The organism is Pseudomonas sp. 22515 (assembly GCF_052044625.1).
Classification (GTDB): domain Bacteria; phylum Pseudomonadota; class Gammaproteobacteria; order Pseudomonadales; family Pseudomonadaceae; genus Aquipseudomonas; species Aquipseudomonas alloputida.
The window spans coordinates 116,758-142,523 of record NZ_JBQENN010000001.1; the positions used below are offsets into that span (position 1 = coordinate 116,758).

At 61.8% G+C, this 25,766-nt stretch carries 21 protein-coding genes; 14 read left to right on the plus strand and 7 right to left on the minus strand.

What is annotated here, in order from left to right; translation table 11 throughout:
- Positions 1-28: 28 nt before the first annotated feature.
- Entirely contained in the window at positions 29-490 is a 462-nt protein-coding gene (gene trmL, locus ACTJJN_RS00500) for a tRNA (uridine(34)/cytosine(34)/5-carboxymethylaminomethyluridine(34)-2'-O)-methyltransferase TrmL (RefSeq protein ID WP_003249209.1), read from the minus strand.
- Here trmL and ACTJJN_RS00505 point away from each other — a divergent pair.
- Positions 489-926 (plus strand): hypothetical protein, encoded by a 438-nt coding sequence (locus tag ACTJJN_RS00505; RefSeq protein WP_003249211.1) that lies wholly within the window; start codon positions 489-491, stop codon positions 924-926. The two genes, trmL and ACTJJN_RS00505, sit on opposite strands and share 2 nt — an antisense overlap.
- A gap of 416 nt (positions 927-1,342) precedes the next feature.
- Here ACTJJN_RS00505 and ntrC read toward each other — a convergent pair whose 3' ends face one another.
- The 4 genes from ntrC to glnA all read right to left on the minus strand — a co-directional run bounded on the left by ntrC (position 1,343) and on the right by glnA (position 6,226).
- On the minus strand, positions 1,343-2,779 hold the full coding sequence (gene ntrC, locus ACTJJN_RS00510; protein ID WP_003249213.1) for a nitrogen regulation protein NR(I): 1,437 nt from the start codon (positions 2,777-2,779) through the stop codon (positions 1,343-1,345).
- Positions 2,776-3,861: a nitrogen regulation protein NR(II) gene (glnL, locus tag ACTJJN_RS00515; protein ID WP_003249215.1), complete on the minus strand. Its 1,086-nt coding sequence runs from the start codon at positions 3,859-3,861 to the stop codon at positions 2,776-2,778. Before glnL ends, ntrC begins: the two co-directional genes overlap by 4 nt.
- A 267-nt stretch (positions 3,862-4,128) precedes the next feature.
- Positions 4,129-4,671 carry a gamma subclass chorismate mutase AroQ gene (gene aroQ / locus ACTJJN_RS00520; protein WP_012053934.1) on the minus strand — a complete coding sequence of 181 codons (543 nt, stop codon included), beginning with the start codon at positions 4,669-4,671 and terminating at the stop codon, positions 4,129-4,131.
- Between the two features lie 148 nt (positions 4,672-4,819).
- A complete protein-coding gene (gene glnA / locus ACTJJN_RS00525) occupies positions 4,820-6,226 on the minus strand; it encodes a type I glutamate--ammonia ligase (RefSeq protein WP_003249219.1) in 1,407 nt (468 codons plus the stop codon).
- A gap of 427 nt (positions 6,227-6,653) precedes the next feature.
- Here glnA and thiI point away from each other — a divergent pair, with 427 nt between their 5' ends.
- From thiI to ACTJJN_RS00540, 3 genes are all read left to right on the plus strand, one after another.
- Positions 6,654-8,108, plus strand: a complete 1,455-nt coding sequence (thiI, locus tag ACTJJN_RS00530; protein ID WP_440780734.1) for a tRNA uracil 4-sulfurtransferase ThiI — start codon at positions 6,654-6,656, stop codon at positions 8,106-8,108.
- Positions 8,109-8,236: 128 nt separating this feature from the next.
- Positions 8,237-10,057 carry a translational GTPase TypA gene (typA, locus tag ACTJJN_RS00535; protein ID WP_003249222.1) on the plus strand — a complete coding sequence of 607 codons (1,821 nt, stop codon included), beginning with the start codon at positions 8,237-8,239 and terminating at the stop codon, positions 10,055-10,057.
- 185 nt (positions 10,058-10,242) lie between these two features.
- On the plus strand, positions 10,243-11,664 hold the full coding sequence (locus ACTJJN_RS00540; RefSeq protein ID WP_029611793.1) for a PhoPQ-activated pathogenicity-related family protein: 1,422 nt from the start codon (positions 10,243-10,245) through the stop codon (positions 11,662-11,664).
- Between the two features lie 98 nt (positions 11,665-11,762).
- Here ACTJJN_RS00540 and ACTJJN_RS00545 read toward each other — a convergent pair whose 3' ends face one another.
- Positions 11,763-12,167 carry a YkgJ family cysteine cluster protein gene (locus ACTJJN_RS00545; protein WP_003249225.1) on the minus strand — a complete coding sequence of 135 codons (405 nt, stop codon included), beginning with the start codon at positions 12,165-12,167 and terminating at the stop codon, positions 11,763-11,765.
- Between the two features lie 184 nt (positions 12,168-12,351).
- Between ACTJJN_RS00545 and ACTJJN_RS00550 the strand changes: the two genes are divergently transcribed.
- The 5 genes from ACTJJN_RS00550 (at position 12,352) to ACTJJN_RS00570 (ending at position 17,701) form a co-directional block, all read left to right on the plus strand.
- On the plus strand, positions 12,352-14,802 hold the full coding sequence (locus ACTJJN_RS00550; RefSeq protein WP_012053932.1) for a glycogen/starch/alpha-glucan phosphorylase: 2,451 nt from the start codon (positions 12,352-12,354) through the stop codon (positions 14,800-14,802).
- A 237-nt stretch (positions 14,803-15,039) separates the two neighbouring features.
- Complete coding sequence (locus ACTJJN_RS00555; protein ID WP_003249230.1) at positions 15,040-16,050, plus strand: class 1 fructose-bisphosphatase; 1,011 nt, start codon at positions 15,040-15,042, stop codon at positions 16,048-16,050.
- Between the two features lie 3 nt (positions 16,051-16,053).
- Positions 16,054-16,650 carry a DUF924 family protein gene (locus ACTJJN_RS00560; protein WP_012053931.1) on the plus strand — a complete coding sequence of 199 codons (597 nt, stop codon included), beginning with the start codon at positions 16,054-16,056 and terminating at the stop codon, positions 16,648-16,650.
- Between the two features lie 227 nt (positions 16,651-16,877).
- Positions 16,878-17,132, plus strand: a complete 255-nt coding sequence (bamE, locus tag ACTJJN_RS00565) for an outer membrane protein assembly factor BamE domain-containing protein (protein WP_003249234.1) — start codon at positions 16,878-16,880, stop codon at positions 17,130-17,132.
- Positions 17,129-17,701 carry a lipocalin family protein gene (locus ACTJJN_RS00570; RefSeq protein ID WP_010955593.1) on the plus strand — a complete coding sequence of 191 codons (573 nt, stop codon included), beginning with the start codon at positions 17,129-17,131 and terminating at the stop codon, positions 17,699-17,701. The genes bamE and ACTJJN_RS00570 overlap by 4 nt, the downstream gene beginning before the upstream one ends.
- 155 nt (positions 17,702-17,856) lie before the next feature.
- On the opposite strand, the gene ACTJJN_RS00575 is transcribed toward ACTJJN_RS00570, so the two are convergent.
- Positions 17,857-19,221 carry a formimidoylglutamate deiminase gene (locus tag ACTJJN_RS00575; RefSeq protein ID WP_012053930.1) on the minus strand — a complete coding sequence of 455 codons (1,365 nt, stop codon included), beginning with the start codon at positions 19,219-19,221 and terminating at the stop codon, positions 17,857-17,859.
- 144 nt (positions 19,222-19,365) lie between these two features.
- Between ACTJJN_RS00575 and hutC the strand changes: the two genes are divergently transcribed.
- From hutC to ACTJJN_RS00600, 5 genes are all read left to right on the plus strand, one after another.
- Complete coding sequence (gene hutC / locus ACTJJN_RS00580; RefSeq protein WP_173881450.1) at positions 19,366-20,076, plus strand: histidine utilization repressor; 711 nt, start codon at positions 19,366-19,368, stop codon at positions 20,074-20,076.
- Positions 20,073-20,645, plus strand: a complete 573-nt coding sequence (locus ACTJJN_RS00585) for a HutD/Ves family protein (protein ID WP_012053929.1) — start codon at positions 20,073-20,075, stop codon at positions 20,643-20,645. The genes hutC and ACTJJN_RS00585 overlap by 4 nt, the downstream gene beginning before the upstream one ends.
- 244 nt (positions 20,646-20,889) lie before the next feature.
- Positions 20,890-22,563: a urocanate hydratase gene (gene hutU, locus ACTJJN_RS00590; RefSeq protein ID WP_004577162.1), complete on the plus strand. Its 1,674-nt coding sequence runs from the start codon at positions 20,890-20,892 to the stop codon at positions 22,561-22,563.
- 108 nt (positions 22,564-22,671) lie between these two features.
- Positions 22,672-24,204, plus strand: a complete 1,533-nt coding sequence (gene hutH, locus ACTJJN_RS00595; protein ID WP_003249248.1) for a histidine ammonia-lyase — start codon at positions 22,672-22,674, stop codon at positions 24,202-24,204.
- A gap of 157 nt (positions 24,205-24,361) precedes the next feature.
- Positions 24,362-25,765, plus strand: coding sequence for an amino acid permease (locus ACTJJN_RS00600; RefSeq protein WP_003249253.1), 1,404 nt, complete (start codon positions 24,362-24,364; stop codon positions 25,763-25,765).
- Position 25,766: the final 1 nt, after the last annotated feature.

Genomic DNA, 25,766 nt, shown 5'->3' on the forward strand with positions numbered 1-25,766 from the left:
CCGCGAAGAGGCCCGCACAGGCAACACATCAGCTCCCGGCAAACCCGTTCTGCCGCCACGCCTCATACACCGTCACCGCCACGGTATTGGACAGGTTCAGGCTACGGCACCCTGGCCGCATCGGTAGGCGCAGGCGATGCTCGGCCGGCAGGCTATCCAGCACCTCGGCCGGCAACCCGCGGCTCTCTGGCCCGAACAAGAAGGCGTCGCCCGGCTGGAAGGCCACTTCGTGGAACGGGTGCGAGCCCTTGGTGGTAAAGGCGAACAACCGTGGGTTGCCAAGGCTTTCCAGGCATCCGGCCAAGCTCTCGTGGCGCTTGAGCGTGGCATACTCGTGGTAGTCCAGCCCTGCGCGGCGCAGGCGCTTGTCATCCAGTTCGAAACTGATGGGTTCGATCAGGTGCAGGGCACAGCCGCTGTTGGCGCATAGACGAATGATGTTGCCGGTATTCGGCGGAATTTCTGGTTGAAAAAGGATGACGTGAAACATGCACGGCTCCAAACGTGAAGATGACGGGCATTCTACCCCTGAACCGGACGTGCGTTCGAAGGCCTTCCCACGGGTGATGCTGTCGTTGGCGATCGTTGGCTTGATGGTAGGGCTGATGATCGGTCGCCTGACTACGCCGGACGAGCGTGAGCTGCAGCAGGTGCAAGCGACGCAGGATGGCCTGGAGCTGTGGTTCAACGAAGAGCCCAAGCTGCATGGCGAGAACGTGGAAGGGACGGTGGCGTTGCTGTTTCAGGCCCAGGGCAAGGCTCAGCAAGGGCAGCTCAGCCTGCAGGGCAAGCCGGTGAGCTGGCGGGTACAGCACAGCAAGGAAGGTTTGTTGTTGACGGTGGTGGCCGCGCGCCCCCTGCACGGCGAATGGGCCGGTGCAGAGGACGCTGGGCGCTGGCGGGTGCAAGTGAAACTGCACGAATAAAAGAGGGGATATCCCGGCCTGCCTGTACCAGGGTCCCCAAAAGGGGTGCTGCGTATAAAGGGGGGATGTCCCGGCCTGCCTGTACCGAGGTCCCCAAAAGCGGCGGTGCTGCAAATAAAAGAGGGGTTCACCCGGCCTGCCTGTACCAGGGCCCCCGAAACTGGAGATGTATTGCTTATTGCAGGGGGCGTGCCAGTTTTGCAAAAGCCGTGAATACTGGGCTTAGCGGGTGATTTGGCCGGATTTTGAGGGGATTTGTGCCTTCGAGAGGTGCAGCCGGCACAGGAACGGTGCATTCAGAAGGCTGAAATGACTGGGGCCGCTTTGCGCCCCATCGCGACACNTCCTGTGGGAGCGGCCTTGTGTCGCGATGGGCTGCAAAGCAGCCCCAGCAATCTAAAAAGCTAATTCAGAGCTCAGTGGTCATCACCTTCCTCATCATCCCCCCCGGCCACATTCATCCCCAGCTCCTTGATCTTGCGCGTCAGGGTATTGCGCCCCCAACCCAGCAACAGCGCGGCATCGCGACGGCGGCCGGCGGTGTGCTTGAGTGCCGTTTCGATCATGATCCGTTCAAAGCTCGGCACTGCACTGTCCAGCAGGCTGGTCTGCCCGCGCGCCAATGCCTGGTCGGCCCACTGGCGCAGGGCCTGCTCCCAGTTGGTTACCGGCGCGGCGTCTTGTGGCAGGTTCAGCAGTTCGGGTGGCAGGTCGCCGATCAGCACTTCGCGGCTGGAGGCCATCACGGTGATCCAGCGGCAGGTGTTCTCCATCTGCCGCACATTGCCCGGCCATGGCAGGTTGCGGATGAACTCTTCAGTCTCCGGCTTGAGGATCTTCGGCTCGACTGCCAGCTCCTGGGCCGCCCGGGCAAGGAAGTGGCGGGCGAGGGCGGGGATATCCTCGCGGCGGTCGGCCAGGCGCGGAATATGGATACGGATCACGTTCAGGCGGTGGAACAAGTCCTCACGGAACTTACCGGCCTGCACCAGTGACTCCAGGTTCTGGTGGGTGGCGGCGATGATGCGCACGTCGACCTTGACCGGCACATGGCCGCCCACGCGGTAGAACTCGCCATCGGCGAGCACACGCAGCAGGCGGGTCTGGGTGTCGGCAGGCATGTCCCCGATTTCGTCGAGGAACAGCGTGCCACCATCGGCCTGCTCGAAACGGCCGCGACGCAAGTTGGCAGCACCTGTGAAGGCGCCTTTCTCATGGCCGAACAGCTCCGACTCCATCAAGTCCTTGGGGATGGCGGCCATGTTCAGGGCAATGAACGGCGATGCTGCGCGTGGGCTGTGCCGGTGCAGGGCGTGGGCCACCAGTTCTTTGCCGGTGCCGGACTCGCCATTGATCAGCACGGTGATGTTGGAGTGGCTGAGGCGGCCGATGGCGCGGAACACCTCCTGCATCGCCGGGGCTTCACCAATGATTTCCGGGGTGCGCGCCAGGTTCTGTGGCACATCCAGGCCTTGCTGCTCCTGGGCGTGCTGGTTGGCGCGCTTGACCAGCGATACCGCTTCGTCGACGTCGAATGGCTTGGGCAGGTACTCGAAGGCACCGCCTTGGTACGAGGCCACGGCGCTGTCCAGGTCGGAGTGGGCGGTCATGATGATGACCGGCAGGCGCGGGTGTTGCTCGCGGATCTGCGCCAGCAGGTCGAGGCCGCTGGTGCCAGGCATGCGAATGTCGGAAATGATCACGTCGGGTTGCTGGCGTGCCAGGCGTCCCATGACACCGTCTGCGCTGTCGAAGCTCTGGGTGGTCATGCCTTCCTGTTGCAGGGCTTTTTCCAGGACCCAGCGGATGGAGCGATCATCGTCGACGATCCATACGGTTTCACTTCGGCTCATGAGGCGGTGGCTCCTTGTTCCAGAGGCAGGTAAATCGAGAAGGCGGTATGGCCAGCGTGGCTTTCACACTCGATCAGGCCCTGGTGCTGGCTGATGATGTTCTGGGTAATGGCCAGGCCCAGCCCGGTACCGTCCGGGCGGCCACTGACCATGGGATAGAAGAGGGTGTCCTGCAGTTCCGGCGGGATGCCCGGGCCGTTGTCGATGATTTCTACCCGCGCTACCAGGCGGTGACGCACGTGACCGATGGTGAACTGGCGCAGGGCACGGCTGCGCAAGGTGATGCGACCCAGGCGCAGCTCATTCTGTGAGCTGATCGCCTGCATGGCGTTGCGCACGATGTTGAGTACGGCCTGAATCATCTGTTCTCGGTCGATCAGCACGTCCGGCAGGCTTGGGTCGTAATCGCGCACCAAAGTGATGCACCCTTGGCTTTCGGCATCGACCAGGCTGCACACCCGCTCCAGCACTTCGTGAATATTGGTCATGGCCAGCGACGGCAGCTTGTTGGAGCCCAGCATGCGGTCGACCAGGTTACGCAAGCGGTCGGCCTCTTCGATGATCACATTGGTGTAGTCGCGCAGCCCTTCCTCGGGCAGTTCGCGGGCCAGTAGCTGGGCCGCTCCGCGGATGCCGCCAAGGGGGTTCTTGATTTCGTGGGCCAGGCCGCGCACCAGCATCTTGGTGGTTTCCTGCTTGCTCAGTTGGGCCTCTTCCTTGGTGATGCGCAGCAGACGGTCCCGCGGGTGCACCTCGAGCAACAGCAGGGTCTGGCCTTGATGCAGTATCGGCGTTACCGCGTAGTCGACGGTGATGGTCTGCCCGGTCAGCGATGTAAGCTGCGCTTCACGCTTGGTGAACGGGTGCGCCTGCTCGACCGCCTGGCGCAGCGAACTGAGCGCCTCGGTCGATTCGGTGAACAGCTCGCTGATGAATTGCCCATGGCTGCGCTGGCCACTGACGGCCAGCAGCATTTCTGCGGCCGGGTTCATGTACTCCAGGCGCAGCTCGGCGTTGAGCAGCAACGTGGCGGTGGTCAGGTTGTCCAGAAGCAGACGGTGCTGTGCATCGCTGATGGTCATAAGGCGTCGTTGACCTCGTTTGGCGCTTGCCTGGCACTTGGGGCCAGAACCGGGCGTGCTGTGGATCCGCTGATGCGAGACTCTCTTCCTGCAAAAAATGCAAGAAACAAACCAAGGCTCCGAAAAGAAGCGGAAATAGCTGAGAAAGGCCTGGATTTGCGCTTAATCGGATCAAAATGTGCTGAGCGGGCGCTCCGCGCGACCTGTTTTGGGGTGCATGGCGGAGCGTTTGGCGTTGTTATGCACCAATATAGAGCATTGACGCATCTAGTGTTTCGGGCACAGCTGTGCGGTCGCCCGGACCAGGACAAGGTGGCGTATCGGGTCATTGGTGCGGGCGTGCAGGGCGTTGGCGAGTTTACGCGCGCAGTCCTTTGGAGGGTGCCGGTCGAAGCGCCCCAACTCGAACAGAAGCGTTGCCTGAAGCTTGTCCAGACGAGGTCGCAGTTGGTCGACCAAATCAAGGACGGCTGCTGATGGCCTCTGCTCTAGCGTGACCCAGCGATCGAGCAAGGTGTATTGCATCAGCTTGTTGGCCTCGATCTGGTCGCTGAAGAAAGCTGCGGCGCGTTCAGGGCTGAGGTCATGGTCGGCAGCCTGCTGGCGCACCAGGGCAAGGACTTCGCGCTCGCGCTCGGGCGCTGCTACGGCAAGGTTGTGTTCCCACTTGTGCAGTGCAACCGAGCTGGCCAGGTCCAGTCGGTACTCGATGTTGGATAGGAGTGGGTTGAATTCAGGCTGGGAGGCTTCAGGAGCGATACAGCCGATCAAGGCAAACGGCAAGCAAAGTGACGTGATGGCCAGGCGCATGGTGTTCTCCATACAGAGGGAGAATGGATTGTGCGCAGTTGACCAACTGCTGCTTGTAGGGGCGTTCTGATTCGCATGTATGAAAACAAAAACGGCCTCCCGAGGGAGGCCGTTGTGATCATGTCATCGGCGCGAGGCGCCAATCAGATCAGCAGCTGTAGTACAGCTCGTATTCCAGCGGGTGTACGAAGGTACGGACCTTGATTTCTTCTTCGCTCTTCAGCTCGATGAAGGCATCGATGAAGTCATCGGAGAACACGCCGCCCTTGGTCAGGAACGCACGGCCTTTATCCAGCTCTTCCAGAGCTTCTTTCAGGCTGCCGCACACTTGCGGGATGTTCTTGGCTTCTTCTGGCGGCAGGTCGTACAGGTTCTTGTCGGCCGCGTCGCCTGGGTGGATCTTGTTCTGGATGCCGTCCAGGCCAGCCATCAGCAGGGCCGCGAAGGCCAGGTACGGGTTGGCCGATGGGTCCGGGAAGCGTGCTTCGATACGGCGGGCTTTCGGGCTGCCAACGTAAGGAATACGGATCGAGGCGGAACGGTTGCGAGCCGAGTAGGCCAGCATTACCGGGGCTTCGAAGCCTGGGACCAGACGCTTGTACGAGTTGGTCGACGGGTTGGTGAAGCCGTTCAGGGCCTTACCGTGCTTGATGATACCGCCAATGAAGTACAGGGCGGTGTCGGACAGGCCGGCATAGCCTTCACCCGAGAAGGTGTTCTTGCCGTCTTTCCAGATCGACATGTGCACGTGCATGCCCGAGCCGTTGTCGCCGTAAAGTGGCTTCGGCATGAAGGTGGCGGTACGGCCGTAAGCGTCGGCAACGTTGTGCACGACGTATTTCAGCGCTTGTACTTCGTCAGCCTTCTTCACCAGGGTGTTGAACTTGACGCCGATTTCGTTCTGGCCGGCAGTCGCCACTTCGTGGTGGTGAACTTCAACGGTCTGGCCCATTTCTTCCAGAGCGTTGCACATGGCAGTACGGATTTCGTGGTCGTGGTCGAACGGCGGAACCGGGAAGTAGCCGCCTTTCACGCCCGGGCGGTGGCCTTTGTTGCCGCCTTCCACGTCAGCGCCGGTCATCCACGAGCCCTGCTCGGAGAAGATCTTGAACATCGAACCGGAGATGTCCGAGTGGAACTTCACTTCGTCGAAGATGAAGAACTCAGGCTCTGGGCCGGCGAATACGGTGTCACCGATGCCGGTGCTCTTCAGGTACTCTTCAGCGCGCTTGGCGATGGCGCGTGGGTCGCGATCGTAGCCCTGCATGCTCGACGGGTCGACGATGTCGCAGGTGATGATCAGGGTAGGTTCTTCGGTGAACGGGTCCAGAACGGCGGTTTCGTCGACCGGCATCAGGATCATGTCGGAAGCTTCGATGCCTTTCCAGCCAGCGATGGAGGAACCGTCGAACATCTTGCCGACTTCGAAGAAGTCTTCGTCCAGCGCATCACGCGACGGCATGGTCACGTGGTGCTGAATGCCTTTGGTGTCCGTGAAACGCAGATCAATCCACTTGACGTCATGATCTTTGATGAGTTGAACCGACTTCGACATGTTGTCCTCCGGATGGTCTAGAGCGCGGTGGGCCGCTGCCCTGGAAAAAGGGTGTTGCCGGGCGCGGATAGTCGGCCAAGCTTACCTGCCTCACAAGGGAGCAAATTGCATGCCAGTGCCCGAAAATGGCGAGGGTGGGATAAAAGGGGGCGTTTGCGGGCATTTGGCGTTGGGTTAGCGGGTAAAAGTGCACCCTTACGATGCGTTTTTTGATCATCTCGCACCAATAGGGTGCGTGGCGTGAGTGGTGTGCTAGCTTCTAGGGCCTCTTCGCGGGTNACCCGCGAAAGGGCCGTAACAGGCACTGCAGAACCTGGCCTCTGCATTTATCTCAAAGCTTCTGATCAAAAGTTGGTCAAATCCTGAGCAATTTCCGATATAATTCGCGCCCCTCATTTTCGGCAGGCCCTGCGCGCGCTGTTAACCAATGAAACTTATCGTCAAAGTCTTCCCAGAAATCACCATCAAAAGCCGGCCGGTGCGCAAGCGCTTCATCCGCCAGCTTGGCAAGAACATCCGCAACGTGCTCAAGGATCTCGACCCTGAGCTCGCGGTCGATGGTGTCTGGGACAATCTCGAGGTGGTCACCCGCGTCGAAGACGAAAAAGTCCAGCGCGAGATGATCGAACGCCTCACCTGCACCCCGGGTATCACCCACTTCCTGCAGGTAGAGGAATACCCGCTGGGTGACTTCGACGACATCGTCGCCAAGTGCAAGCACCACTTCGGCCAACTGCTGGCCGGCAAGCACTTCGCCGTGCGCTGCAAGCGCGGTGGCCACCATGACTTCACCTCGATGGACGTCGACCGTTACGTCGGCAGCCAGCTGCGCCAGCAGTGTGGCGCCGCCGGGATCGAGCTGAAAAAGCCTGAAGTGCTGGTGCGCATCGAAATCCGCGACCAGCGCCTGTACGTGATCCACAACCAGCACAACGGCATCGGCGGTTATCCGCTGGGCGCTCTGGAGCAGACCCTGGTGCTGATGTCCGGTGGTTTCGACTCCACCGTTGCGGCCTACCAGATGATGCGCCGCGGCCTGATGACCCACTTCTGCTTCTTCAACCTCGGCGGCCGTGCTCACGAGCTGGGCGTAATGGAAGTGGCCCATTACCTGTGGAAAAAGTACGGCAGCAGCCAACGCGTACTGTTCATCAGCGTGCCGTTCGAAGAAGTGGTTGGCGAGATCCTCAACAAGGTCGACAACAGCTACATGGGCGTGACCCTCAAGCGCATGATGCTGCGCGGCGCCGCCCATATGGCCGACCGTCTGCAGATCGACGCGCTGGTGACCGGCGAAGCGATTTCCCAGGTGTCCAGCCAGACCCTGCCGAACCTGTCGATCATCGACTCGGCCACCGACAAGCTGGTGCTGCGCCCGCTGCTGGCCAGCCACAAGCAGGACATCATCGACCAGGCCACCGAAATCGGCACCGCGGACTTTGCCAAGCACATGCCGGAATATTGCGGCGTGATCTCGGTAAACCCGACCACCCATGCCAAGCGTCACCGCATGGAGCACGAAGAAAAGCAGTTCGACATGGCCGTGCTGGAGCGCGCGCTCGAGCGCGCCAAGTTCATTTCCATCGACCATGTGATCGATGAGCTGGGCAAGGACATCGAAATCGAGGAAGTGGCCGAGGCGCTGCCAGGCCAGATCGTCATCGACATTCGCCACCCCGATGCCCAGGAAGACGAACCTCTGGTGCTGGAAGGCATCGAAGTCCAGGCCATGCCGTTCTACGCCATCAACAGCAAGTTCAAGCACCTGGACCCCACGCGCCAGTACTTGCTGTATTGCGACAAGGGTGTGATGAGCCGTTTGCACGCACACCACCTGCTCAGTGAGGGACATGCCAATGTGCGTGTTTATCGTCCGACATAAGACGCCGGGGCTGTATGGCGGCAGTATCCGCCATCGCCCTCCCGACCGCCGGGCCCGCTGAGCCTTAAACAGTACATATTGGCCGCCTACACTGGGCGGCAACCGAATCCTCTGATCGAGATACACTTGTGATCGAAAATCTGCGTAACATCGCCATCATCGCCCACGTTGACCATGGTAAAACCACTCTGGTCGACAAACTCCTGCGTCAGTCCGGCACTCTGGAGCGTAACGAGCTCAATGACGAGCGCGTCATGGACTCCAACGACCAGGAAAAAGAGCGCGGTATTACCATTCTGGCGAAAAACACCGCCATCAACTGGAACGGCTACCACATCAACATCGTCGACACCCCCGGCCACGCCGACTTCGGTGGCGAGGTTGAGCGTGTAATGTCGATGGTCGACTCCGTGCTGCTGCTGGTCGACGCCCAGGACGGCCCGATGCCGCAAACCCGCTTCGTGACCAAGAAGGCTTTCGAAGCCGGCCTGAAGCCAATCGTCGTGATCAACAAGGTTGACCGTCCGGGCGCACGTCCTGACTGGGTTCTGGACCAGATCTTCGACCTGTTCGACAACCTCGGTGCCACCGACGAACAGCTGGACTTCAAAGTGGTCTACGCCTCGGCCCTGAACGGCATTGCCGGCCTGGACCACACTGCCATGGCCGAAGACATGACCCCGCTGTACCAGTCGATCATCGACAACGTACCTGCACCGTCTGTTGACCGCGACGGTCCGTTCCAGATGCAGATCTCCGCACTGGACTACAACAGCTTCCTCGGCGTTATCGGTGTTGGCCGCATCGCCCGTGGCCGCGTCAAGCCGAACACCCCGGTTGTCGCCATCGACACCAACGGCAAGAAGCGTAACGGCCGTATCCTGAAGCTGATGGGTCACCACGGTCTGCACCGCGTTGACGTCGAAGAAGCCCAGGCTGGCGATATCGTCTGCATCAGCGGTTTCGATGAGCTGTTCATCTCCGACACCCTGTGCGCCCCGGATGCGGTAGAAGCGATGAAGCCGCTGACCGTTGACGAGCCGACCGTTTCGATGACCTTCCAGGTCAACGACTCGCCGTTCTGCGGTAAAGAAGGCAAGTTCGTCACCAGCCGTAACATCAAGGACCGTCTGGACAAGGAGCTGCTGTACAACGTTGCTCTGCGCGTTCAGGAGACCGACTCCCCTGACAAGTTCAAGGTTTCGGGCCGTGGTGAGCTGCACCTGTCGGTGCTGATCGAAACCATGCGTCGTGAAGGCTTCGAAATGGCCGTGGGCCGTCCTGAAGTGATCATCCGCGAAGTCGACGGCGTGAAGCAGGAGCCGTTCGAGAACGTCACCATCGACATCCCTGAAGAATCCCAGGGCAAGGTCATGGAAGAGATGGGTCTGCGTAAAGGCGACCTGACCAACATGGTTCCGGATGGCAAGGGCCGCGTTCGTCTGGAGTACAACATTCCAGCCCGTGGTCTGATCGGTTTCCGTAACCAGTTCCTGACCCTGACCAACGGTGCAGGCATCCTGACCTCGATCTTCGATCGCTACGACACCATGAAGTCGGGCCAGATGTCCGGCCGCCTCAACGGCGTACTGGTTTCGGTCGAGACCGGCAAGGCACTGACCTACTCGCTGGAAACCCTGCAGGCTCGCGGCAAGCTGTTCGTTGAACACGGCCAGGAGATCTACAACGGTCAGATCATCGGCCTGAACAGCCGTGACAACGACCTGGGCGTGAACCCGACCAAAGGCAAGAAGCTCGACAACATGCGTGCTTCGGGCAAAGACGAAGTCATCGCCCTGGTGCCACCAGTTCGCCACACCCTCGAGCAGGCCCTGGAATTCATCCAGGACGACGAGCTGTGCGAAGTGACGCCTAAGTCGATCCGTCTGCGCAAGAAGATCCTGGACGAAGGCGAGCGTACCCGCGCAGCCAAGAAAGCCAAGAACTGAGTTAGCTCAGGCTGAATGAAAACGCCCCCGGTCGAAAGGCCGGGGGCGTTTTTGTTTGCCTTGTGGAAAGCTCCAGTAGGAAGCGACTGTGTTTTGCAGGTGTTTGTTCGACGGCAAACCGAGGAGCCTTGTGACAATCAGAGGCCCTGCCTAGGTTGGCTGGCTCTTGCTTTGGAGCTTGGAACATGAATTGTCGTTACCTGTTGTTTATTCCGTGTCTCGCCGTCAGTTTTCAGGCCAGTGCCCAGCAGGCGTGTAGCGCGCTGCGACCGCAGGAATTAGCCCGCTGTCATGTCGAGAAGGTGAGACAGGCACCCTTGCAGTACCAGTTGGAGCAGAAGACACCCGCACAGGGCTATACGCTGTATCAATACCGGATGACCTCACAGACCTGGTCACCTGAGCCCGTTGTTGAGCCCCGCCTGTGGGAGCACCGCGTCGAACTGTTCGTGCCAGACGTGGCATTGGCGGAGAAAGCGTTGGTAGTGGTCAATAACGGTGTGAGGTTTGGTGAGGAACAACAAATCCCTGACTACTCGTCCGAGGCGTTGAGTGCCATTGCCGTGCAGACACAGACTGTTGTGGCGTCGATCAGCGATGTGCCCAACCAGTATGTGACCTTCCGTGATGCACAAGCGCCGATGCGCGAGGATGATGCCGTGGCCCACACCTGGGCGCATTGGCTGCGTAACGACGCGGCTGCCCCGGAGCTGCCGCTGCATGTGCCAATGGCCGCTGTCGCCAGCAGGGGCATGGACCTCATGGCTGACGCGTTGCCCGAGCTACGCCTCGAGCAGTTCATCATCACCGGTGCCTCGAAACGCGGTTGGAGTGCATGGCTGACGGCCATGGCCGATGATCGGGTAGTTGCCATCGTGCCCAGCGTCATCGATGTTGCCGACACTTCCAGCATGCTGGAGGGCTTGCGCAAGCGGTACGGTGGTTCATGGCCATTGGCGCTCTGGCCCTATCAGGCTGCGGAAGTCTTGCAGCAGTTGGGCAGCCCGGCCTTCGCTCGGTTGATGGCACTGATGGACCCGATGCAGTACCTGGATGAGCCGGGTGCTCGCCTGAAGATACCGAAATACCTGGTGTCCGCCAGCGGGGATGATTTCTTCGCCCCTGATCACGCCACGGACTACCTGCAGCGCCTGCCTGGCCAGACCAGCCTCAGGGTGCTGCCGAACTCGGACCATGGGGGCGTGCGTGCGCATGTTGTCACTACCCTCGTGCCGATGGTTCAGCGTATCCAGGCCAGCCTGCCCATGCCTCGCGTGCAAGTGGCTCCGGGCGAAGGAGCTGCGCATGTGCTGGTACGGCTTTCGGAAATGCCTGTAGCAGTGAAGGTGTGGACTGCGGCTAACCCCTTGGATCGGGACTTCCGCCATGCCTGTGGGGTACGCTACACATCGCAGACGATCATCCCCAGTGAGGCCTTCAGCCTTGACTGGGCGCCGCCGGCGCAAGGCTGGCAGGCGCGGTTCGTAGAGGCGCGGTTTGCTGATGGTTTCGTCGTCACCAGCCCGGTCAGCGTTTTGCCGCAGACTTATCCTGAGCATCCACCAGCGGATCAGGGGGGTGCTTGCCGGAGCTTCCCCGCTGGTTGAAATGGGAGCGGTGGGTTCAGTGCTTCATGCCCAACTCGGCATCGCCACAGAATCGAGCGCCGCCTGCGCGGCGCTCGATTTATGCCCCGGCGCAAGACTCAACGCCCAACCACCTTGGGCTTGTAGGCACAATACCCCGGCCGCGGCCCGACCTTGGGGTGGTTGCGGCAGGTATCCGGGCGCTTGTCATAAATGGTGCACAGCCGGCTTTTACGATCTAGGTACATGCAGTCGTCGTTGCTCATCCGGGTCAGGGTGAAGATCCCGGACTTCTGGTTGAAGCGCTCGATGATGCCTTCTTTTTGCAGGCGCTTGGCCACGTTCTTGGGGGGTTCGTCTTTTTCGAACTCGTCGACCACGCCGATACGGATCAGATCCTTGATCTTCACCTCCACCGGCAGGGTGCAGCAGGTCGAATGGCAGCCATGGCACATGTTGCTGGTATAGCGCTGCCAGGTCTCCAGGCGGTCGACTTCGGCCGCGGCGATCAGGGTCGTTTTCATCTTTATAGGGTGGATCACGGTCTTGGGGCGCGCGATGATACCGGAATTGTTCAATTTATGAACAACCTTTTGCCGGAATCGCAGAGTGGGCATGAAAACTGCGAACCGTAACTGTCGCTCTCTGTCGAAGGGTCTAGTCTCAACACTCTCCCTCCGCTTTCGTCAACTTGCCCGAGGATGCCGCATGTCCCAGGAACCCAAAGCACGTGACGCCGAAGTCGCGGATTTTCGCGCTGCTGTACTGAACAAGCTGACCTACGCGGTCGGCAAGGACCCCGAGCACGCCTTCGACCATGACTGGTTCGAAGCCATTGCCCTGGCCGCGCGCGATCACATGGTCGACCACTGGATGGATCACACCCGGCAGGCCTATCGGCGCAGCCAGAAGCGTGTCTACTACCTTTCCCTGGAGTTTCTCATCGGCCGCTTGCTGTACGACAGCCTGAGCAACCTGGGCCTGCTGGACGTCGCCCGCGATGCGCTGGAAGGGCTGAATGTGGACCTCGAACGCATTCGCCTGCTCGAGCCGGACGCCGCGCTGGGCAATGGTGGCCTTGGCCGTCTGGCTGCGTGCTTCATGGAGAGCATGTCTACCCTGGGTATCGCTGCCCATGGTTACGGCATCCGCTACGAGCACGGGCTGTTCCGTCAGGCCGTGGTCGATGGCTGGCAGCAGGAACAGACCGAGAACTGGCTGGATTTCGGCAACCCCTGGGAGTTCGAGCGCGCCGAGGTGATCTACCCGATCAGCTTTGGCGGCAGTGTCGAAACGGTGCACGATGCAAGCGGTAGCCAGCGCCAGGTATGGTGGCCTGGCGAGACGGTGCGGGCGGTGGCCTACGACACGCCGGTAGTCGGCTGGCGCGGATCCAGCGTCAACACCCTGCGCCTGTGGCGCGCGCGCGCGCTGGAAGAGCTGCACCTGGAGCGCTTCAACGCCGGTGACCATTTGGGGGCTGTGGCTGAAGTGGCGCGTGCCGAGAGCATTTCGCGTGTGCTTTACCCCGCCGACAGTACCGAGGCCGGTCAGGAACTGCGCCTTCGCCAGGAGTACTTTTTCGTCTCGGCTTCGCTGCAGGACTTGCTGCGGCGCCACCTGAACATGCACAAGGACCTGCTCAACCTGCCTGATGCAGCGGCCATCCAGCTAAACGACACCCATCCCTCGATTGCGGTGGCGGAGCTGATGCGGTTGCTGGTGGATCAGCACGAAGTGCCTTGGGAAAAGGCCTGGGAACTGACCGTCGGCACGCTCGCCTACACCAACCATACCCTGTTGCCAGAAGCCCTGGAAACCTGGCCGGTAGCGCTGATGGAGCGCATGCTGCCGCGGCACATGCAGATTATCTACCTGATCAATGCCTACCATATCGATGCGTTGCGGGCCAAAGGCCTGCACGACTTCGACGTGCTGCGCGCGGTTTCGCTGATTGAGGAAGACAACGGCCGACGGGTGCGCATGGGCAATCTGGCGTTTCTCGGCTCGCACAGCGTCAACGGCGTGTCGGCGCTGCACAGCAAGTTGATGAAAAGCACGGTGTTCTCCGAGCTGCACAAGCTCTACCCGCAACGGATCAACAACAAGACCAACGGCATTACCTTCCGCCGCTGGTTGTACCAGTCCAACCCTCAACTGACCGAGATGCTGGTCGAGGCGCTTGGGCCGGAACTCAAGGACGACCCACAGACGCGTCTGGCGGGCCTGGTGCCGTTCGCCGAAAAAGCCGGTTTCCGCAAGCAGTTCGCTGCCCAGCGGCTGCACAGCAAGCGCGCCCTGGCCAGCATCATTCAGGATCGTATCGGCGTCACGGTCAACCCCGAGGCGCTATTCGACGTTCAGGTCAAACGTATTCACGAATACAAGCGCCAGTTGCTCAACCTGCTGCACACCGTTGCACTGTACCAGGCCATACGCAACGACCCTGGCACCAACTGGGTGCCGCGGGTGAAGATCTTCGCTGGCAAGGCTGCGGCCAGTTACCACCAGGCCAAACTGATCATCAAGCTGGCCAACGACATCGCCCGTGTGGTGAACAACGACCCGACGGTGCGCGGCCTGCTGAAGGTGGTGTTCCTGCCCAACTACAACGTCAGCCTGGCCGAGAGCATCATCCCGGCGGCGGACCTTTCCGAGCAGATATCCACCGCAGGTTACGAAGCTTCCGGTACCAGTAACATGAAGTTCGGCCTCAATGGTGCGCTGACCATCGGCACCCTGGATGGTGCCAATGTGGAGATGTGCGAACAGGTGGGGGCCGACAACATGTTCATCTTTGGCCTGACCGCGCAGCAGGTTGAAGCGCGCAAGCGTGCCGGTGATTTTGGCGCCAATGCCGCCATAGCTGCTTCCAACCGCTTGACCGATGTGTTGCAGGCCATTCGCAGTGGTGTGTTCTCGCCAGACGACCCTTCTCGGTACACCGGGTTGATCGACGGCCTGGTGGCTTACGATCGCTTCCTGGTGTGTGCCGATTTCGATGCCTACTGGGATGCCCAGCGGCGGGTCGAGGATCTGTGGCACACACCGCAGGAGTGGTGGCGCAAGGCGGTGCTCAATACCGCGCGGATGGGCTGGTTCTCCTCGGATCGGACTATTCGCGAGTATGCGACCGAGATCTGGAAGGCGCTGGACTGAGGCGGGCCTGTGCTGGCTTGTTCGCGGGTAAACCCGCGCCTACAGGGCCCTTATCCACCTGTAGGCGCGGGCGCGTCCGCGAATGGCCCCACAACCAGACCACCGGCCTGGCGAAGGCTGAACTACCGACCTATTGTGCCGTCTGAGAGCCGTGGCGAGTCTCATCACTCGCTAGCCCGTCACTCTCCCTGTAAACTGCGGGGGTTTTTCATCCCCCCAATCCGTTCGGAGCCATACATGTCCCGCGTTACCCTGAGTCGCTATCTGATTGAGCAGACCCGCAGCAACAATACCCCTGCCGATCTGCGCTTCCTGATCGAAGTGGTAGCGCGTGCGTGCAAGGAAATCAGCCATCACGTGTCCAAAGGCGCCCTCGGCGGTGTGCTGGGCAGCATGGGCACTGAAAACGTGCAGGGCGAGGTCCAGAAGAAACTGGACGTGATTTCCAACGATATCCTGCTGGAAGCCAACGAGTGGGGCGGTCACCTGGCTGGCATGGCTTCCGAAGAAATGGACAACGCGTACCAGATCCCGGGCAAGTACCCGAAAGGCGCCTACCTGCTGGTCTTCGACCCGCTGGACGGTTCGTCGAACATCGACGTCAACGTGTCGGTCGGTACCATCTTCTCGGTTCTGCGTTGCCCTAACCAGTACCTGAGCCAGAACGAAAGCCTCAACGAAGAAGCGTTCCTGCAGCCAGGTACCGAGCAGGTTGCTGCCGGTTATGCCATCTACGGCCCGCAGACCATGCTGATCCTGACCCTGGGCAACGGCGTCAAGGGCTTCACCCTGGATCGCGAACTGGGCAGCTTCGTGCTGACTCACGAAAACATCCGCGTACCGGAGACCACCGCCGAGTTCGCCATCAACATGTCCAACCAGCGCCACTGGGAAGCCCCGGTACAGCGCTATGTGGGCGAACTGCTGGCAGGCGAGACCGGCCCGCTGAAGAAGAACTACAACATGCGCTGGATCGCCTCGATGGTGGCCGACGTGCACCGCATCCTGACCCGTGGCGGCCTGTTCATGTACCCACGTGACGCCCGCGAACCAAGCAAGCCGGGCAAGCTGCGCCTGATGTACGAAGCCAACCCGATGTCGTTCATCATCGAACAGGCCGGTGGCGCTTCCACCAACGGTTACGATCGCATCCTCGACATCAAGCCAGAAAGCCTGCACCAGCGCGTGTCGGTGATTCTCGGCTCGAAGGAAGAGGTCGAGCGCGTCACCGCCTACCACAAGGAGTAAGTCATGCTCGCACCTTGGCAGCCGTTGCTGGAGTGGTGGTTCGGTTGGGGCACCAGTGCCCAGGCCGTGGCTGACGAGAAGAGCACGCTGTGGTTCGGCAAGCATTACGATGCCGAGGCCCATGCGCTGTTTGGCGACCTGGTCGAGCATGCCCTGGCGGGTGGGCTCGAAGAGTGGCAGCAAAGCCCGCAGGGCTGGCTGGGCCTGCTGATTTTGCTCGACCAGCTGCCACGCATGATCTACCGCGACACGCCGCGCGCCTTCGAGGGCGACCGGCGTGCCCAGGTGGTCGCCATGCAGGGCCTGCAGAAGGGCTGGGACTACCAGCTGCTGCCGATCCAGCGCGTGTTCGTGCTGCTGGTACTGGAGCATGCCGAAGTGCTGGACTGGCAGAACCTGTGCGTGGAGCGTTATCGAATGCTGCTGGACGAACAGCCCGAGGCCAACCGCCGGCTGTTTGAAGGCTTCCTCGACTATGCCGAGCAGCACCAGCGGGTAATTGCCCGCTTCGGGCGCTTCCCGCACCGCAACCTGGTGCTGGAGCGGCCGAGCACCAGCGAAGAGATGGACTTTTTGCTGGAGCCTGGGTCCCGGTTCTGAGGCCCAAGGGGCCTGCTGTGCAGGCATCGCGACGCAAGGCCGCTCCCATTGGGGGCGGCCTTTTTTATTGGGCGCATGATTAATGCTTTGTGATTAATCGCACAGTAGTGGCCATCCGACCAATGGTGTAGGGACATAGGGGGTGGGGCAGGGAACCTGGGAGGGATTTTCACGTCGAAGGTCACTGCAGGCCACTCGCCTGTATCATCTTTCAGGAGTGTCCCTTCATGTCGTTGCGTTCCCTCGCCCTGTTGTCGCTGTGCGTCGTGCTGACTGCCTGCAGCAAGATCAATCAGGAAAACTATTCCAAGATCAAGGCCGGTATGAACAAGGCCGAGGTCGAGCAGTTGCTCGGCACGCCGACCGAGTGTTCTGGCGCGTTGGGCATGAGCAGCTGCACCTGGGGGGACGAGAAGAGCTTCATCAGCGTGCAGTACGCAGCTGACAAGGTGCTGATGTATTCCGGGCAGGGCCTCAAATGAGGCGTGCGTACCTGCTGATGGGGGTATGCCTGGCGTTGCTGCTGGGCGGTTGTGCAGGTTCCGTGCACGACCCGCTGGCGCCGAAAACCGCCGGCCATGTCGACCTCAAGCGCTACCAGGGCAAATGGTACGAGCTGGCGCGCCTGCCCATGCGCTTCCAGGAAGGCTGCGAGCAGTCCGAGGCCCATTACAACCTCAGGCCTGATGGCAGTTATGGCGTGCTCAACCGCTGCCGCACCATGGGTGATGAATGGCTTCGCGCCGAAGGGCATGCGAATATCCAGGAGCCGGGGCACACCGACAAGCTATGGGTCGAGTTCGATAACTGGTTCACCAGGCTGGTACCAGGCGTGGCGCGGGGTGAGTACTGGATTCTTTATGTGGACGAGCACTACCGTACGGCCATCGTCGGCAGCCCGGACCGCAAATACCTTTGGATTCTGTCGCGCACACCGACACTGCCGGCCTGGGAGCGTGAGAACCTGCTGTCCAGGGCGCGGCAGCAGGGGTATGACACCAGCCGCTTGATCTGGCGGGCGTCCGATCAGCAAATAGTAAAAATGCATTGAGTTTTTTTTTGGGGTTGCGTTGCAACCCTTCGCGGGCAAGCCCGCTCCTACAGGTTCTGCGCTGAACCCTGGGCTGCCCCCAAGACATTTTGTGGGCAGTCCAACCTGTGGGAGCGGGCAAGCCCGCGAAGGGCTGCAATGCAGCCCCGATACACTCAGCCCAAAAGCTGGCGCAACACCTCGGCAAACGCCCGCCCGCTTTCTTCTTCTTGCGCATGCCGCCCCTGGCGCACCACCCAGTGCCCATTCACCATCACATCGCGCACCTGGCGATCGCCGCCGGCAAACAGCCAACGGTTGAGAATGGCATCACCCTCCGCCATGGCGATGTAGGGGTCCTGCCCATCGAGCACCAGCCAGTCGGCACGCTTGCCCACCGCCAACTCGCCGACCGCCTGCCCCAGCGCCTGTGCACCACCGGCCAACGCCGCGTCATACAGCGTGCGCCCGACCATCGGTTGGTCGCCGCGATACAGGCGGTTGCGCCGCTGGTCCCGCAGGCGCTGGCCATATTCCAGCCAGCGCAGCTCCTCCACCACGCTCAACGACACATGGCTGTCCGAGCCAATGCCCATACGTCCGCCCTGTGCCAGGAAGTCCACTGCCGGGAAGATCCCATCGCCCAGGTTGGCTTCGGTGGTCAGGCACAACCCGGCCACTGCGCCGCTGCGGGCCATGGCAGTGACTTCGTCCGGTTCGGCATGGGTAGCGTGTACCAGGCACCAGCGGCGGTCCACGTCCACGTGCTCGTACAGCCACTGCAGCGGGCGCAGGCCGCTCCAGGCCAGGCAGTCGTCGACTTCCTTCTGCTGTTCGGCGATGTGGATATGCACCGGGCACTGCCTGTCGCTGGCCGCCAGCACTTCGGCGATCTGCCCAGGCGTTACCGCCCGCAGCGAGTGGAAGCACAGGCCCAGTTGCTGCGCCGGTTGCGCGGCCAGCAGCGGGGCGAGCTGGGCTTGCAGCTGCAGGTACTGCCCGGTGGAGTTGATGAAGCGCCGCTGCCCGTCGTTCGGCGCCTGGCCGCCAAAGCCTGCATGGCTGTACAGCACCGGCAGCAAGGTCAGGCCGATGCCGCTGTCGGCTGCGGCCGCGCTGATGCGTCGCGACAGCTCGGCCGGGTCGGCGTAGGGCTTGCCGGCCTGGTCGTGGTGCACGTAGTGGAACTCCGCCACCGAGGTATAACCGGCCTTGAGCATCTCGATGTACAGCTGGCGGGCGATGACCTGAAGCTGCTCTGGACTGATCTGCCCGACCAGGCGGTACATCAGGTCTCGCCAGGTCCAGAAACTGTCATTGGGGTTGCCGGCAACTTCCGCCAGGCCTGCCATGGCGCGCTGGAAGGCATGCGAGTGCAAGTTGGGCATGCCGGGCAGCAGCGGGCCGGCCAGGCGCTCGGCGCCTTCGGCCGAAGCGCCAGGCTCGATGCTGGCCACGCGGCCATCGCGGGCGACCTCGATACGCACATGGCTGGCCCAGCCCGTAGGTAGCAGGGCGCGTTCGGCGAAGTAGGCTGACATCGGTGGAATCCTGTTATTGTTAACTTGTATATACATATACAGGCGTTTGCCTGCCGGGTAAACTGCGGCAAGCTACCGCTCATTTCATTTGCACAAGGATCCATCGCCGTGCCGACACCTCCTGTCTCCGTGCTGGTTGCCCAGATGGGCGAGGGCCCGGCGCCGCTCTACGCCCGGGTCAAACAGATGATCATCCAGCAGATCGACAACGGCAGCTGGCCACCGCATCACCGGGTACCTTCCGAGAGCGAGTTGGTCAACGAGCTGGGTTTCAGCCGCATGACCATCAACCGCGCCCTGCGTGAACTCACCGCCGAGGGCCTGCTGGTGCGCATGCAAGGGGTCGGCACCTTCGTGGCCGAGCCCAAGGGCCGTTCGGCGCTGTTCGAGGTCAACAACATTGCCGATGAAATTGCCGCGCGCGGGCACCAGCATAGCTGCCAGGTGATCACGCTTGCCGAAGAAGCGGCCGGCTCCGAGCGGGCGCTGGCTCTGGACATGCGTGAAGGTCAGCGGGTGTTCCATTCGCTGATCGTGCATTTCGAGAACGGCGTGCCTGTGCAGATCGAGGACCGCTACGTTAACGCGGCCATCGCCCCCGACTACCTCAAGCAGGACTTTACTCGGCAGACGCCTTACGCCTACCTGTCCCAGGTGGCGCCGTTGACCGAAGGTGAGCATGTGGTCGAGGCGATCCTGGCCGAGCCGGAAGAATGCCGCCTGTTGCAGATCGAGCGGGGCGAGCCTTGCCTGCTGATTCGTCGTCGCACCTGGTCCGGCCGCCAGCCGGTGACCGCTGCACGGCTGATCCACCCCGGTTCCCGTCATCGCCTGGAAGGACGTTTCAGCAAATGAGTCAGCTGCAGTTGTTGCGTGCGCACGATTACCCGCGCATGCCGTGGAAGAACGGTGGCGGTTTCACCGAAGAGATTACCCGCGACAGTGGCGAGGGCCTGGACAGTTTTGGCTGGCGTCTGTCGATTGCCGATATCGAAGAGTCGGGCGGCTTTTCCACCTTCGCCGGCTACCAGCGGATCATCACTGTGCTGCAGGGCGACGGCATGCGCCTGCTGGTCGACGGCCAGGCCAGTCGGCCATTGCTGGCGTTCGATGCGTTTGCGTTCAGCGGCGAGAGCCAGGTCAGCTGCAAGTTGCTGGGCGGGGCGATCCGCGATTTCAACCTGATCTATGCACCTGAGCGTTATCGGGCGCGGCTGCAGTGGCTGGATGGCACCAGCCGGGTGTACAGCTCGGCGTCGACGGTGTTGTTGTTTGCTGCCAGCAGCCATGTTGAGGTGACCATCGTGGGGCGTGAAACGCAGCGGCTAGGGTTGTATGACTGCCTGCGGCTGGAGGGCAATGACGAATTGCTTGGGCTGGAGGTTCAGGGGCGGTTTTGCTTGATTGAGCTCATTTCTCGCTGATGGGCTTGGCGATACATTTTCATCGCCTGTGAGATCGAGCGCCGCCCGCGCGGCGCTCGATTTATGCGCCGCCGCAAAACTCAAGCCGGACCGACGCTCGCTTCACCCCCCCCCAAAAAAAAATCAAAGCAGGAACAACAGGTCCGAATATTTTGGTTGTCCATGCTTGTACATACAAGTAAAGGTGTGTTTGTATATTGACCACGACATACCCGCCCGCGGACGACCGCAGAGGACCTTTCCCGTGACCGACAACAACAAATACCGTGACGTTGAAATCCGTGCCCCACGTGGCAACAAGCTGACCGCCAAAAGCTGGCTGACCGAAGCGCCACTGCGCATGCTGATGAACAACCTCGATCCACAGGTCGCGGAAAACCCGAAAGAGCTGGTGGTATACGGCGGTATCGGCCGCGCCGCGCGCAACTGGGCCTGCTACGACAAGATCGTCGAAACCCTGACCCGCCTGGAAGACGACGAAACCCTGCTGGTGCAGTCGGGCAAGCCGGTCGGTGTGTTCAAGACCCACAGCAACGCACCGCGCGTGCTGATCGCCAACTCCAACCTGGTGCCACACTGGGCCAATTGGGAACACTTCAACGAACTGGACGCCAAAGGCCTGGCCATGTACGGCCAGATGACCGCCGGCAGCTGGATCTACATCGGCAGCCAGGGCATCGTCCAGGGCACCTATGAAACCTTCGTCGAAGCCGGTCGCCAGCACTACGGCGGCAGCCTGAAAGGCAAGTGGGTACTCACCGCTGGCCTGGGCGGCATGGGCGGCGCCCAGCCACTGGCCGCGACCCTGGCCGGGGCTTGCTCGCTGAATATCGAATGCCAGCAGAGCCGTATCGACTTCCGCCTGGAAACCCGCTACGTCGACGAGCAGGCCACTGACCTCGACGACGCCCTGGCACGCATCGCCAAGTACACCGCCGAAGGCAAGGCCATCTCCATCGCCCTGCATGGCAACGCCGCCGAAATCCTCCCAGAGCTGGTCAAACGTGGCGTGCGCCCGGACATGGTCACCGACCAGACCAGCGCCCACGACCCACTGAACGGCTACCTGCCTGCCGGCTGGACCTGGGAACAGTACCGCGACCGTGCGCAGACCGAACCGGCTGCAGTGGTCAAAGCTGCCAAGCAGTCGATGGCCGTGCACGTGCAGGCCATGCTGGACTTCCAGAAGCAGGGCATCCCGACCTTCGACTACGGCAACAACATCCGCCAGATGGCCAAGGAAGAGGGCGTGGCCAATGCCTTCGACTTCCCAGGCTTCGTCCCGGCCTACATCCGCCCACTGTTCTGCCGCGGAGTCGGCCCGTTCCGCTGGGCGGCGCTGTCCGGTGAAGCCGAGGACATCTACAAGACCGACGCCAAGGTCAAGGAACTGATCCCCGACGACGCCCACCTGCACCGCTGGCTGGACATGGCCCGCGAGCGCATCAGCTTCCAGGGCCTGCCGGCACGTATCTGCTGGGTAGGGCTGGGCCTTCGCGCCAAGCTGGGCCTGGCTTTCAACGAAATGGTCCGCAGCGGCGAGCTGTCGGCACCGGTGGTGATCGGCCGTGACCACCTCGACTCCGGCTCGGTATCCAGCCCGAACCGCGAAACCGAGGCCATGCGTGATGGTTCGGACGCTGTTTCCGACTGGCCGCTGCTCAACGCCCTGCTGAACACCGCAGGCGGCGCCACCTGGGTATCGCTGCACCACGGCGGTGGCGTGGGCATGGGCTTCTCGCAGCACTCGGGCATGGTCATCGTCTGCGACGGTACCGATGAGGCCGCCGAGCGCATCGCCCGGGTACTGACCAACGACCCAGGGACTGGCGTCATGCGTCACGCCGATGCCGGTTATGACATCGCCATCGACTGCGCCAAGGAGCAGGGCCTGGACCTGCCGATGATCACCGGCTGATCACCACGCTTTGGATCGCACCCTGCAAGGGGTGATACTGAACAACAAGAAGGAGCGCGCAGGCACCCACAAGCGGGCCTGCGGCTCCACGCGATTTGGAGTAGTAACGTGACCGAACTCACCCTCAAGCCTGGCACCCTGACCCTGGCCCAGCTGCGCGCGATCCATGCCGCGCCCGTGCGCCTGCAACTGGATGCCAGTGCCGCGCCGGCCATCGACGCCAGCGTCGCCTGTGTCGAGCAGATCATTGCCGAAGACCGTACTGCCTACGGCATCAACACGGGTTTCGGCCTGCTGGCCTCGACCCGCATCGCCAGCCATGACCTGGAGAACCTGCAGCGTTCGCTGGTGCTGTCCCACGCCGCCGGTATCGGCGCGCCGCTGGATGACGACCTGGTGCGGTTGATCATGGTGCTGAAGATCAACAGCCTCAGCCGTGGCTTCTCCGGCATCCGCCGCAAAGTCATCGACGCGCTGATTGCCCTGGTCAACGCCGAAGTCTACCCGCACATCCCGCTGAAAGGCTCGGTCGGCGCATCCGGTGACCTTGCGCCGCTTGCGCATATGTCGCTGGTGCTGCTGGGTGAAGGCAAGGCACGCTACAAGGGCCAGTGGCTGCCGGCCACCGAGGCCTTGGCGATTGCCGGCCTCGAGCCACTGACCCTGGCCGCCAAAGAGGGCCTGGCCCTGCTCAACGGTACCCAGGCCTCCACCGCCTATGCCTTGCGTGGCCTGTTCCAGGGCGAAGACCTGTATGCCGCTGCCATCGCCTGCGGTGGCCTGAGCGTCGAAGCTGCGCTGGGCTCGCGTTCGCCGTTCGATGCGCGTATCCACGAAGTGCGTGGCCAGCGTGGCCAGATCGACACCGCTGCCTGCTTCCGTGACCTGCTGGGCGACTCCAGCGAAGTGTCGCTGTCGCACAAGAACTGCGACAAGGTCCAGGACCCGTACTCGCTGCGCTGCCAGCCGCAGGTCATGGGTGCCTGCCTGACCCAGCTGCGCCAGGCCGCCGAGGTACTGGGCATCGAAGCCAACGCCGTGTCGGACAACCCGCTGGTGTTCGCTGCCGAAGGTGATGTGATCTCCGGCGGCAACTTCCACGCCGAACCGGTGGCCATGGCCGCCGACAACCTGGCCCTGGCCATCGCCGAAATCGGTTCGCTCAGCGAGCGCCGCATCTCGCTGATGATGGACAAGCACATGTCCCAATTGCCGCCGTTCCTGGTGGAAAACGGTGGGGTCAACTCTGGCTTCATGATCGCCCAGGTCACCGCTGCCGCCCTGGCAAGCGAGAACAAAGCGCTGTCGCACCCGCACAGCGTCGACAGCCTGCCAACTTCGGCCAACCAGGAAGACCACGTGTCGATGGCCCCGGCTGCCGGCAAGCGCCTGTGGGAAATGGCCGAAAACACCCGTGGCGTGCTGGCCATCGAATGGCTGGGCGCGTGCCAGGGCCTGGACCTGCGCAAAGGCCTGAAGACTTCGGCCAAGCTGGAGCAAGCGCGCCAGGCGCTGCGCAGCGAGGTGCCGCATTACGACCGTGACCGTTTCTTCGCGCCGGATATCGAAAAGGCCGTGGACCTGTTGGCCAAGGGTAGTCTGACCGGCTTGCTGCCGGCGGGTGTGCTGCCAAGCCTGTAATGCCCCTTGGGGCCGCTTGGCGGCCCTTCGCGGTCAAGCCTGCTCTACACAGCTTGCGATCTGCAAACGCTATCCATGTAGGAGCGGGCTTGCCCGCGAAGGGGCTGCGCAGCAGCCGCTCAATCTCACGACCACAAAAACAATTCAAGGACGTGACATGCAACAAGCTCAAGGTCTCAAGCGCGGGCTAAGTGCCCGCCACATCCGTTTCATGGCCCTCGGCTCCGCCATCGGCACCGGCCTGTTCTACGGTTCTGCCTCGGCCATCCAGATGGCAGGCCCGGCCGTGCTGCTGGCCTACCTGATCGGCGGCGCCGCCGTGTTCATGGTCATGCGCGCCCTTGGCGAAATGGCCGTGCACAACCCGGTGGCCGGCTCCTTCGGCCACTACGCCACGACCTACCTCGGCCCCATGGCCGGTTTCATCCTTGGCTGGACCTACGCTTTCGAGATGGTCATCGTCGCCATCGCCGACGTCACCGCGTTCGGTATCTACATGGGCTTCTGGTTCCCGGAGGTAGCCCGCTGGATCTGGGTGCTGGGCATCGTTTTCCTGATCGGCGGCCTCAACCTGTGCAACGTCAAGGTATTCGGCGAAATGGAATTCTGGCTGTCGCTGCTCAAGGTCGGCGCCATCGTGGCGATGATCCTGGCCGGCCTCGGCATCATGGCCTTCGGTTTCAGCCAGGTGGGTACCGGGCATGCCGTAGGCATGAGCAACCTGTTCGACCACGGCGGCTTCATGCCTAACGGCGTGGGGGGCTTGATTGCGTCGTTTGCCGTGGTGATGTTCGCCTTCGGTGGTATCGAGATCATCGGCGTCACCGCCGGTGAGGCAAAAGACCCGCAGCGCGTCATTCCCAAAGCGATCAACGCGGTGCCACTGCGTATCCTGCTGTTCTACGTGCTCACCCTGTTCGTGCTGATGTGCCTGTACCCATGGCCGCAGATCGGTAGCCAGGGCAGCCCGTTCGTGCAGATCTTCAGCAACCTGGGCATTGGCTCTGCCGCTGCCGTGCTGAACGTCGTGGTGATTTCCGCTGCCATCTCTGCCATCAACAGCGACATCTTTGGCGCTGGCCGCATGATGTATGGCCTGGCCCAGCAAGGCCACGCCCCGCGCGGCTTCAGCAAGTTGTCGAAACATGGCGTACCGTGGATGACCGTCGTGGTGATGGGGGCTGCGCTGCTGATCGGCGTATTGCTCAACTACCTGATCCCGGAAAATGTGTTCCTGCTGATTGCCTCGATCGCCACCTTCGCCACGGTGTGGGTGTGGCTGATGATCCTGCTCACCCAGGTAGCCATGCGCCGCAGCATGAGCCGCGAGGAAGTGGCCCAGCTCAAGTTCCCGGTACCGTTCTGGCCATACGGCCCGGCCATGGCCATTGCGTTCATGGTGTTCATCTTTGGCGTGCTCGGTTACTTCCCGGACACCCAGGCGGCATTGATCGTCGGCGTGATCTGGGTGGTGTTCCTGGTGGCGTCCTACCTGCTGTGGTGCAAGCCGCGCGCAGGGCAGGGCCAGCCGGTAGCGGAGCCGGCAGAGTTGCACCGCTAGC